This window comes from Gammaproteobacteria bacterium (assembly GCA_013696315.1).
Classification (GTDB): Bacteria; Pseudomonadota; Gammaproteobacteria; order JACCYU01; family JACCYU01; genus JACCYU01.
This window is the reverse complement of the sequence record JACCYU010000206.1, coordinates 1-10,150: the sequence shown is the minus strand read 5'-3', so window position 1 is coordinate 10,150 and position 10,150 is coordinate 1. Positions and strand designations below refer to the sequence as shown.

General features: G+C 62.8%; 11 protein-coding genes and 1 pseudogene. 1 reads left to right on the top strand and 11 read right to left on the bottom strand.

Annotated elements, in window-relative coordinates; all coding sequences use genetic code 11:
• From H0V34_12100 to nudB, 7 genes and pseudogenes are all read right to left on the bottom strand, one after another.
• Nucleotides 1-1,286, bottom strand: a 1,286-nt coding sequence (locus H0V34_12100; protein MBA2492399.1) for a HAMP domain-containing protein, incomplete at its 3' end; no start/stop codon positions are given.
• An 88-nt stretch (nt 1,287-1,374) separates the two neighbouring features.
• Nucleotides 1,375-2,427 carry a Holliday junction branch migration DNA helicase RuvB gene (ruvB, locus tag H0V34_12095; protein ID MBA2492398.1) on the bottom strand — a complete coding sequence of 351 codons (1,053 nt, stop codon included), beginning with the start codon at nt 2,425-2,427 and terminating at the stop codon, nt 1,375-1,377.
• A 68-nt stretch (nt 2,428-2,495) separates the two neighbouring features.
• Entirely contained in the window at nt 2,496-3,089 is a 594-nt protein-coding gene (gene ruvA, locus H0V34_12090; protein MBA2492397.1) for a Holliday junction branch migration protein RuvA, read from the bottom strand.
• Nucleotides 3,086-3,595 carry a crossover junction endodeoxyribonuclease RuvC gene (ruvC, locus tag H0V34_12085; GenBank protein ID MBA2492396.1) on the bottom strand — a complete coding sequence of 170 codons (510 nt, stop codon included), beginning with the start codon at nt 3,593-3,595 and terminating at the stop codon, nt 3,086-3,088. The genes ruvA and ruvC overlap by 4 nt, the downstream gene beginning before the upstream one ends.
• Before the next feature lie 48 nt (nt 3,596-3,643).
• A complete protein-coding gene (locus H0V34_12080; GenBank protein MBA2492395.1) occupies nt 3,644-4,387 on the bottom strand; it encodes a YebC/PmpR family DNA-binding transcriptional regulator in 744 nt (247 codons plus the stop codon).
• Nucleotides 4,388-4,471: 84 nt separating this feature from the next.
• Nucleotides 4,472-5,095, bottom strand: coding sequence for an alpha/beta fold hydrolase (locus H0V34_12075; protein MBA2492394.1), 624 nt, complete (start codon nt 5,093-5,095; stop codon nt 4,472-4,474).
• A 30-nt stretch (nt 5,096-5,125) separates the two neighbouring features.
• Nucleotides 5,126-5,533 (bottom strand): annotated as a pseudogene (gene nudB, locus H0V34_12070) (dihydroneopterin triphosphate diphosphatase).
• Nucleotides 5,534-5,652: 119 nt separating this feature from the next.
• Between nudB and pilW the strand changes: the two are divergent.
• Nucleotides 5,653-6,768, top strand: a complete 1,116-nt coding sequence (gene pilW / locus H0V34_12065; GenBank protein MBA2492393.1) for a type IV pilus biogenesis/stability protein PilW — start codon at nt 5,653-5,655, stop codon at nt 6,766-6,768.
• Nucleotides 6,769-6,826: 58 nt separating this feature from the next.
• Here the strand turns inward: pilW and aspS are convergent, their stop codons facing one another.
• The 4 genes from aspS to H0V34_12045 form a co-directional block, all read right to left on the bottom strand.
• On the bottom strand, nt 6,827-8,611 hold the full coding sequence (gene aspS, locus H0V34_12060; GenBank protein MBA2492392.1) for an aspartate--tRNA ligase: 1,785 nt from the start codon (nt 8,609-8,611) through the stop codon (nt 6,827-6,829).
• An 89-nt stretch (nt 8,612-8,700) separates the two neighbouring features.
• A complete protein-coding gene (locus H0V34_12055) occupies nt 8,701-9,345 on the bottom strand; it encodes a DUF502 domain-containing protein (GenBank protein MBA2492391.1) in 645 nt (214 codons plus the stop codon).
• 32 nt (nt 9,346-9,377) lie between these two features.
• Nucleotides 9,378-9,836 carry a zinc ribbon domain-containing protein gene (locus H0V34_12050; protein ID MBA2492390.1) on the bottom strand — a complete coding sequence of 153 codons (459 nt, stop codon included), beginning with the start codon at nt 9,834-9,836 and terminating at the stop codon, nt 9,378-9,380.
• 98 nt (nt 9,837-9,934) lie between these two features.
• A partial coding sequence (locus H0V34_12045; protein ID MBA2492389.1) for a DnaJ domain-containing protein occupies nt 9,935-10,150 on the bottom strand: 216 nt, incomplete at its 5' end.

The following is a 10,150-nucleotide window of genomic DNA, read 5'->3' as shown; positions in this document are numbered from 1 at the left end:
CTCACGCACAGCCGCACGCGCGGCTTGTCTATGGTGATGCTGATATGCAGCCGACCGCTCACCGGCGAATACTTGATCGCGTTGGTCAAAAGGTTGTCGACCGTATTCTTCAACATGTCCTCGTCGCCCCACAGGCTTGCCTGAGCCATACGCTTTTCCAGGCGCAGTTGCCGCGCACGCACGGTTATCTGCTGCTCGGCCAGCACCCGTTCGACTAGTGCGGTGAAATCGATAAGCCGTGGGTTGAGCGCAAAATATTGACCTTCGATGCGGTTGTAGTTGAGCAGATTCTCAATCTGGCTCTGCAGCTTCTGACCGCTGGCCTGCAGCAAACGCACGATTTCGCGCTGCTCGTCGTTCAACTCGCCGACCACCTGGTCGGTGAGCAGCCCGCTGCCTTCGCGCAAGGATGCCAGCGGCGTTTTTAGTTCATGCGATATCGTACGCAAAAATTTCTGTTTCTGCTGTTCCAGTTGCTCCAAGCGCCGGCGTAGCCAGTCCAGCCGTTCACCCAGATACTCGAGATCCCGCGGCCCCTTGACGACCAGCGGCTGGTCGAATTCACCGTCACCGAGCCGGTTGATGGCGGCATCCAGTTGCCGCACCGGCCGTGCGATCAGCCACGTAAACAGGATGCCCAGCGCCAGGGTGGCGGGCACCAGCAGCACACTGCCCCATACCAGGGTGGCCTGCAGAGAGCGCGCGCTATGATCCAGCCGATCGACCTTGCGGCCGACCATACGGCTGCTGTTCAGCCACACGTCGCGCGCCGATTTACGCAGCACGCCGAACTCGTCGAGCGTTCTTGACGGCGCCTTGTCATTCGCATCCGCCGCCCTGACGATCGCGCTGTAAAGTGCCGCCTCGCGGGTGGCGAGACTCTGCACCGCCCTGATAATGGGCCGATCCGGCGATCCCATCAAGTCTTCGATGGTTTCAACGAACTGATTGCGGCTGTCACGGTAGACCTCGAACAGCGAATCGTCGTTGACCACCTGATACTGCCGCGCAGCGCGCTCCATGCCCACCAACTGTTCCATCAGAATACGGCTGTTCTGCGTAGCGAGTACCGACTGATAAACCAGCTGCTCGCTCTGTTGCGCGAGCCGATTGACCGCGAGCGCGGCCGTCAGCACGATCGCGATCAGCGGCATGCTGACGATGACGTACCCCGCCAGCACCAGGGTGCGCAGCGAATGCAGACCTCGCCGCGCGCCGCCGCGCGTGCTGGCGGTCTCTTGTGCCGCTTCGGGGCGCGCTACGTAACTACCGCCAATTACCGACATAGCTCGTCAATCACGCGCGATGAACAAAACTCCTCAAACGGCAAGCCATAAACGCCGCGCGCGGGTTTGGGTGCCGCCCGCGACACGCTCAGCCTTGCCCGCCGTCATCGAACAGGTCTGGCGCGCGGTCCCCGCGCATCGGCGCCGGCAGCCCCAGATGCAGATACGCCCCGCGCGTGACCATGCGTCCGCGCGGCGTTCGCAGCACGAAGCCCTGCTGTATCAGATACGGTTCGATGACATCCTCGATCGTGCCGCGCTCTTCGCCGATGGCCGCCGCCAGGCTATCCACGCCCACCGGCCCGCCGTCGAATTTCTCGATGATGGTGAGCAGCACGCGCCGGTCCATATGATCGAAGCCGTTGATGTCCACGTTGAGCATGTCCAGCGCGCGCGCCGCGATGTCGGCCGTAATGCGCCCGTCCGCTTTCACTTCCGCGTAATCGCGCACTCTGCGCAGCAGGCGATTGGCGATGCGCGGTGTGCCGCGCGCCCGGCGCGCGATTTCTCCTGCGCCCGTCGCTTCGAGCTCGACTTTCAGGATAATCGCCGCGCGGCGCACGATCTCGGTCAGTTCTTCGGTCGAATAAAACTCCAGCCGCTGCACGATGCCGAATCGGTCGCGCAGCGGTGAGGTCAGCAGCCCCGCGCGGGTGGTTGCGCCGACCAGGGTGAACGGCGGCAGGTCGAGCCGGATCGAGCGCGCAGCCGGGCCCTCGCCGATCATGATGTCGAGCTGAAAGTCCTCCAGCGCCGGGTAAAGGATTTCTTCCACCACCGGGCTAAGGCGATGAATTTCGTCCACGAAGAGTACGTCGCGCGCCTCCAGATTCGTCAGCAGCGCGGCCAGATCGCCGGGCCGCTCCAGCACCGGGCCCGAAGTGTGGCGCAGATTCACCCCAAGCTCATTGGCGATAATGTGCGAGAGTGTGGTCTTGCCCAGTCCCGGCGGCCCGAAGATCAACACGTGATCCAGCGCCTCGCCGCGCCCGCGCGCGGCACTTATAAAAATCTCCATCTGCGCGCGCACCGGCTGCTGACCGATATAGTCGTCAAGCCGGCGCGGCCGGATCGAGCGATCGATCGCAGCGTCCTCGCCGTTTTCCGCGGCGCTCGTGAGCCGCTGCGTTTCTTCCACGATCCACCTCTCCACGATTGATCTCTTCGGCGCAGTTGACCACGATGCTGCGCGATGGTGACGCTATCGCTTCAGGCCAGACTCGCCTTCAGCGCCAGTCGAATAATTTCTTCACTCGTCGCGTCGCGCGCCTCCACGTAGTTGACCATGCGGTTCGCTTCCTGCGGCTTGTACCCCAACGCGATCAGTGCGCGCACCGCGTCGTCCACGGGGTCCGCGGGCTTACGCTCGGCGGCAGCGGGCGATGCCGCGCCTGGGCTCGCGGCGTCCAACCGGTCGCGCATCTCTACGATCAGCCGGTCGGCGGTCTTGCGACCGACACCCGGCAGCCGCACCAGTGAAGCCGAATCGGCATCGCGCACGCAGCGCGCGAAGGCTTCGGTATCCATTCCCGAGAGTATGGCCAGCGCCATCTTGGCGCCTACGCCGTTGACTTTGAGCAGCGCGCGAAACAGGCCGCGCGCGGCCTCGTCGGTGAAAGCGTAGAGAATATGCGCGTCGTCGCGGACTTGCAGATGCGTGAATAGCGTCACCGGCTCGCCGACGCTGGGCAGCGTATAAAATGTGGTCATCGGCGCTTCCAGTTCGTAGCCGACGCCGGCCACTTCCAGCAGCAGGTGCGGCGGCCGTTTGAGGATCAGCTCACCGCGCAGACGCCCGATCATACGCGGCTGCCGCGCAATGTTTGCGGGAAATGGGCCAGAGTGGCGCGCGTATGCGCGTGACACAGCGCCACCGCCAGGGCGTCAGACGCGTCGGCGCGCATATTTTCACGCAGGCCGAGCAGGCATCGAACCATGTGCTGCACCTGTTCCTTGGACGCGCCGCCACGCCCGACGATTGCCTGCTTGACTTTGCGCGCGCTGTATTCCGCGACCGGCAGCGCGTGTTTCACAGCCGCGCAGATCGCCGCGCCGCGCGCATGACCGAGCTTGAGCGCAGACGCCGCATTGCGCGAGACGAAGACTTCCTCGATGGCCATCTCGATCGGACCGTCCGCCTCGATCAGAGCGCTGAGTTCGCGATAGATCACATCCAGACGCGCCGCCAGGCTGCCGCCGCCAGTCGTCACGCAGCCGCTCGCCACGTGCCGGCTGTGGCGGCCATCGCTGTCAATCATGCCGTAGCCGGTGATGAGCGAGCCCGGATCGATGCCGATAATACGGATCACGCGACGTTGCCGCGGGGAGCGGTCATGCCAGGCGCCCGCGACAAGCCGTTAACGCAACGGCTCCAGCCCGTCATCCGGGAAATCGACGTTCGCGTATACATTCTGCACATCGTCAAGCTCTTCCAGCGCATCGAGCAGAAGCAACATTTTTTCAGCTTCTTCACCGTGGGGCGTGAGTTGCGAATCCGCGCGCATGGTGACCTCGGCGTTGTCCGGTTCGTGCCCGGCCGCGATCATGGCATCGCGCGCCGCGACGAACTCCTCGGGTCTGGTCAGCACCTCGATGCGGCCGTCGAGTTTCACGACGTCTTCGGCACCAGCTTCCAGCGCCGCCTCCATCAGTGCGTCCTCGCTGGCATCAATCGGATAGCTCAGTACGCCGGCGGCGGTGAACATGAAACTCACCGCGCCGGCGGTGGCCAAATTGCCGCCGTGACGCGAGAACGCGTGTCGCACCTCGGCCACCGTGCGATTGCGGTTGTCGGTCATGCAGTCCACCATCACCGCAGCGCCGCCGGGCCCGTAGCCCTCGTAGCGCACTTCGTCGAACTGCCTGTCGTCCAGCTCGCCCGCGCCACGTTTGATCGCACGATCAAGCGTGTCGCGCGACATATTGGCCGACAGCGCCTTGTCCATCGCCAGCCGCAGGCGTGAGTTGGTGTCGAGGTCCGCGCCACCCATGCGCGCCGCCACGGTAATCTCGCGGATCAGGCGCGTAAACAGCTTGCCGCGCCTTGTGTCCTGCGCTTTCTTGCGGTGCTGGATATTCGCCCACTTGCTGTGGCCTGCCATTACCCTGTCCTGGTTGTGCGCCGGATTGAATTCATTACAATCGTCATTTTATCACTGCGCCGGACCGAGGCGCATCGGCTCGCACTACTCGAAATCGCCGGAGCGCAAAAACCGGCCGATCGCGATCGCCACCGGCCGCGACCACAGCATGCCGGCGTGGCTGCATGGCACGCACAAGTGGAGGTCAACTTCGGGCGAGCGTGTCTCGTTTACCATTATGGTTCCGTCGCTGGGCGCCGGCAGGCCGCCCAGCAGCAAGGTGCCCACGCCGAGGGCGCGCGTACCGGCGATCATGCCCAGTGGACGCGGGCCCTTCCACGCCGGCAGATTGCCCAGCAGTCCGCGATGCACACTGCGCCCCAGCAGCGGCCGCGTGAACGATCGCGCGTGCAGACGCCTTGCGGTCTCGCTTCCGTGCAGCGGCGTACCCAGCATCAGCACGCGGCCGGGCTTCTGCACCGGTTCGCAATCGAACAGATGCAGCACCACCATGCCGCCCAGGCTGTGCGCGACCAGATGCACGATCTCGGCATCGATAGCGGCGAGAAACCGGTGCAGTTTGCGCGCATTTTGCCGCGGCGTATCGACCAGGCTACGGTAAAAGAACTGATGGCACGCGAAGCCCTGGCGCCGCAGGCTGCGTTTAAGCCCGAGCATTTCCAGCCCCACCATCCAGATGCCGTGGACCAGCACAACCGCTTCGCGCATGCCTTGATCCGCAGCCGGCACCCAGGCGAGGATTGCATCCCGATTGGTGTGCGAAGTCGCACGCGCCGCCGCCTCAAGCCGCGGCAACCAGACAAACTGGTCATGTTCGGACGCATCCATTACGACGTCGCGCCGTTCGGGCAGCGCGACACGAAACACGTGTTCGCGATTGCGGGTGACGCCGGGGGCGTAACGATGACGCCACATGGGATAGATCGTGAACAGGTGATTGGCCTCGCAGTCGATCAAGCCATCGGTAGGCAGCCCGCTCTCCTCGGTGAGTTCGCGGCGCGCCGCCTGCACGGGCGTTTCGTCCCATTCCAGGCTGCCGGTCACCGACTGCCAAAAGTCCGATGGCGACTTTCGCCGCAGCAACAGCACTTCCGCGCGCACGGTATGCACCAGCACCAATACGGATTCCGGACGTTTATGCGCCATACAAAGACAGGTATTATCAAACGTTAACAGGATCAGCCGCGGGGCCTGTCGAACCAACCCGGACGGTTGGCCGCCCCGGACGATCCAAAGCCGAAAATTTCAGAGACGCAACGCAATACATGATAGCCCGTATCGTCTGGCCGGCCTTACTCGCCACCTTGTTGACCGCCTGCGCACCCGTCGAGCCCCGGCCGCCGATGGAACGCGAGCTGACACCCGCGCAGATCAATCTACAGCTTGCCCTTAAGTATTATGATAACAATCGTCTGCGACTTGCGCTGGATAAGGTCAATGACTCGCTGACGCAGGCACCGCAGTACGCCAGCGCGCACAACGTCACGGCGCTGATTTACGAGCGGCTGGGTCAGGCGGAACTTGCACAACGGCATTTCAGCCGCGCGCTGGAACTGAGCCCCGACGACCCTTCAGCGCGCAACAACTATGGGAAATTTCTCTGCACGCAGGGCCGGTTGCGGGAGGCGGAAGCAAACTTTCTCGCCGCGGCGGACAATCCCGGCAACGCCTCGCCGGATGTAGCCTATACGAACGCGGGTTTGTGCGCGCTGCGCATCCCCGATCTCGAACGCGCCGCGCAGTACTTCACCGCGGCGCTGAACGCGAACCCCACGATGCCGACGGCCCTGTACCAGGTTGCTCGCATCGGTTACGAAAAAGGACGCTTCCCTGAAGCGCGGCGGGATTTGCAGCATTATCTGCAGGTCGCGCGGCATACGGCCGAGACGCTGTGGCTGTCGGTGCTGGTGGAGCGGGCGCTGGGCAACGAGGGCATTGCGCGGCGCTACGCACAGCGATTGCAAAACCATTTTCCGCAATCCGAGGAAACCCGGCTTCTGTTCGAAACGGAACTGGAATCCGCCTCACAGCAGATTCCGCCGGTGCCCCCGTCGACCGCGGCCGCCGACGGATTCAGGCGCGAGCCGTGGCTGCGCGAGCAGCCTGCAAGTGCATACACGCTGGAGCTTTTCGCCAGTCAGAATGAGTCCGCAATGCCCTATTTCCGCGACGAGTATGGCTTGACCGGCGAACTGGCGTATTACGCTTCGCAGCGCGGCGCGGCCACCTGGTACACGCTGGTGTGGGGCAGTTTCGACGATGCGGCAGAAGCCAGGCAAGCCGCCACCCGGTTGCCCGCTGCACTGCGCGAAAGCAGCATTACGGAGGTGAGGCGCTTCGCTGACATACAGGCGAAAGTGAGCACGCGCACCGGCTTTTGAGTTTGCTACGGCAAGCACGACGGCGCGCGAGTGACGTGGCGGCTCGCAATAGCGGGAATCAACCCGCGGTATTTTTCCGCGGCCGTTTGACTTGCAGATGCAATTCGCTTAACTGCGCGTCGCTAACCTGCGCCGGGGCGTTGGTAAGCGGGCAATGCGCACTTTGCGTCTTGGGGAACGCCATCACTTCGCGGATGGAACTGCTCCCAGTCATCAGCATCATCAGCCGATCGAGTCCGAACGCGATGCCACCGTGGGGCGGTGCGCCGTAATTGAGCGCGTCCAGCAGAAACCCGAACTTGTCGCGCGTGTCGTGCTCGCTTAAGCCCAGCACGCGGAACACCGCCTGCTGCATCGCCGGCTTGTGATTACGCACCGAGCCGCCGCCGATCTCCGTGCCGTTCAGCACCATGTCGTAGGCGTGCGCCAGCAGGCTCGCGGGGTCGGTCTCGATCGCCGCGGGGTCATCAGCCGCGGGCGCGGTGAACGGATGATTGACCGCGGTCCAGCGATGCTCGCTCGCGTCCCATACGAACATCGGAAAATCGGTGATCCATAACGGTCGCCAGCCGGTCTCCACCAGGCCGCGATCATGCCCGATCTGCAGGCGCAAGGCGCCCAGCGAATCGTTCACCACCGATGCCAGACCCGCGCCGAAAAACAGCAGGTCGCCGTCCACTGCGGCGGTGCGTTGCAGGATCGCGTCTATCACGTCATCGGGCAGAAACTTGAGGATCGGCGACTGCAAGCCTTCGCGGCCCTTGCTCACCGAGTGGCACTTGATATACGCAAGCCCTTTCGCGCCGAAGCGTTCCACCACGGCGGTGTAGTTATCGATCCCCTTGCGGGACAAATCGCTGCCGCCCGGCACGCGCAGCGCCGCGACGCGGCCTTGGCTATCGTTGGCGGGGCCCGAGAAAACCTTGAAGTCCACTTCATGCATGAGATCGGCGAGATCCACCAGTTCCAGCGGGATGCGCAGGTCCGGCTTGTCGGAGCCGAACCGGCGCATGGCCTCAACATAACTCAAGCGCAAAAAAGGGTCGGGCAGCGCCACGTCCAGCACCCGTGCGAACAGGTCGCGGATCATCGCTTCCATTAACGCCATGATCTGCCGCGCGTCCAGAAATGAGGTTTCGATATCGAGCTGCGTAAACTCCGGCTGACGATCGGCGCGCAAATCCTCATCCCGGAAACAGCGCACGATTTGGTAATAGCGGTCCAGCCCGCCCATCATCAGCAATTGCTTGAACAATTGCGGCGACTGCGGCAAGGCAAAAAACGAGCCGGGATGCGTGCGGCTGGGCACCAGATAATCGCGCGACCCTTCCGGCGTGGACCGGGTGAGCATGGGCGTTTCTACGTCCACGAAACCGTGCGCATCGAGAAACTGCCTTAAACAGCTGGTCGCGCGCGCGCGGGTGCGCAGCCGCGACTGCATGATGGGGCGCCGCAGGTCCAGATAACGGTAACGCAGCCGCACGTCCTCCTGCACCGCGTCCTCGTCGAGCTGGAACGGCGGAGTTTCCGCCTCGTTCAGGACTTCGAGTCGCCGCGCGAGAATCTCCACCTGCCCCGTTTTCAGCGCGTCGTTTTCGGTGCCGGGCGGACGCCTGCGTACCTTACCAGTTATCGCGAGCACGTATTCGCCCCGCACGTGCTCGGCAGCGGCAAATATATCCGGCGCGTCCGGGTCGAACACCACTTGTACCCGACCCTCGCAATCGCGCAAATCGATGAAGATCACGCCACCGTGATCGCGCCGGCGGTTGACCCAGCCGCACACCGTCACGATCTCATCGAGCAGTGACCCGTCGATCTGACCGCAGTAATGACTACGCATGAGGCCTGCTTGTGGTATTGGTTTTCATACCGCTACAAAACTGATGGGTTCGACAACTGAGGTCGCGCATGCGGGCGCCACCGACAAGGTTATTCGGCGGCGCGCGCGACCGCCGGTTCCGGCTCGGTGCGCGCGGGCTTGCCGTTGGGTGGCTGAATGACCACACCCAATGACATCACCATCTTCATGCCATCCTCCACCGGCATGTCCAGGACGATTACCTCGTCTTTCGGCACCATGACGATGAAGCCCGAGGTGATATTGGGCGCGTGCGGCACATAAACGGTGATAACCTCTTTCGCGAGGCTGTCCTGAAGATCGTCATTACCTTCGCTCGCCATAAAGCCGATGGACCACATTCCTTTACTGGGATACGGCACCAGCAACACCTTGCGAAATGCGCTGCTGTCGGTCGATAGCACCGTTTGCACCACCTGCTTGACGACCGAGTAAATGGTTCTGACCAGCGGAATACGCGCCAGCAGCGATTCCCAGGCGCCTACCATGCGCCGCCCGACCAGATTGGCGACCAGCACGCCGGTAATAATTACGATGACAAACGTCAGTGCGAAGCCTAACCCGGGAATTCTGAAGCCGATCAGTTCTTCCGGCCGCCAGGCGGGCGGGACCAACACCAGGCTGCGATCCATGACATCGACCAGGAACTTGACCACCAGAAAGGTAATACCGAGCGGAACCCATACCAGCAGGCCCGCGATCAGATAACCGCGCAGGCGGGCAATCACTAGCAGTCGGCGCCCTGTCTTTAATCGGATGGTGCCGATCTCGCCGCCGCTCCGCCGGACCTGGACTTGGCATCACCGCTCTTCTTCGAAGTCGAATCGCCTTTCGTGGTCCTTTTTCCCGGCGACCCGTCGCCCGACTTCGATGGGTCCGACTTCGATGTGCCGGCGCTGGTCTCACCCGACTTGCCCTCGCTGGACTTGCCTTCTCCGGACGCGCTCTCTTTGGACTTGGGATCACCGGATTTGGACCCTGCGCTGTCCTCGGCCGAATCCTTCCTGCTCAGGTTTTTCTGCTTATTGTCCTTGAAATCCGTCTCATACCAACCCTTGCCGCTTAAGCGGAAGCCTGCCGCCGAAATCAGCTTCTTGAGCCGCGATTTGCCGCAATCGGGACAATCTTTCAAGTGCGGTTCGGTGTGACGCTGAATCACCTCCAGCCGATGTCCGCAACCCGCGCACTCGTATTCGTAAATGGGCATTATGCTGCTCCTGAACTAAGCGATATGGGTCTAACTGGAAACTGCCGCCAGAAAATTCAAGAAGTATATTGGGACCGTTGACGATTTTCCAAGACCGGTCATCGGGCGCGCGCCTCGCGGATGGTGTCATATGCCGCGCGGATGCGCACGGTGTTTTCCTCGGCGACCTTCATCATCTCAGTGGGCAGTCCGCGGGCCGCCAGCTTGTCCGGATGGTGCTGATTCATCAGCCGGCGATACGCCTTTTTGATTTCGGCGTCCGGCGCGTCTTTGGTGGTCCCCAGCGTCGCGTAGGGATCTTCAAGCGTATCACG

Excerpts from the sequence above, each read along its gene's own strand:
- H0V34_12075 (MBA2492394.1), bottom strand. The coding sequence starts at position 5,095 with ATGCGCGAAGCGGTTGTGCTGGTCCACGGCATCTGGATGGTGGGGCTG.
- H0V34_12050 (MBA2492390.1), bottom strand. The coding sequence starts at position 9,836 with ATGCCCATTTACGAATACGAGTGCGCGGGTTGCGGACATCGGCTGGAG.
- H0V34_12080 (MBA2492395.1), bottom strand. The coding sequence starts at position 4,387 with ATGGCAGGCCACAGCAAGTGGGCGAATATCCAGCACCGCAAGAAAGCG.
- pilW (MBA2492393.1), top strand. The coding sequence starts at position 5,653 with ATGATAGCCCGTATCGTCTGGCCGGCCTTACTCGCCACCTTGTTGACC.
- ruvA (MBA2492397.1), bottom strand. The coding sequence starts at position 3,089 with ATGATCGGGCGTCTGCGCGGTGAGCTGATCCTCAAACGGCCGCCGCAC.
- aspS (MBA2492392.1), bottom strand. The coding sequence starts at position 8,611 with ATGCGTAGTCATTACTGCGGTCAGATCGACGGGTCACTGCTCGATGAG.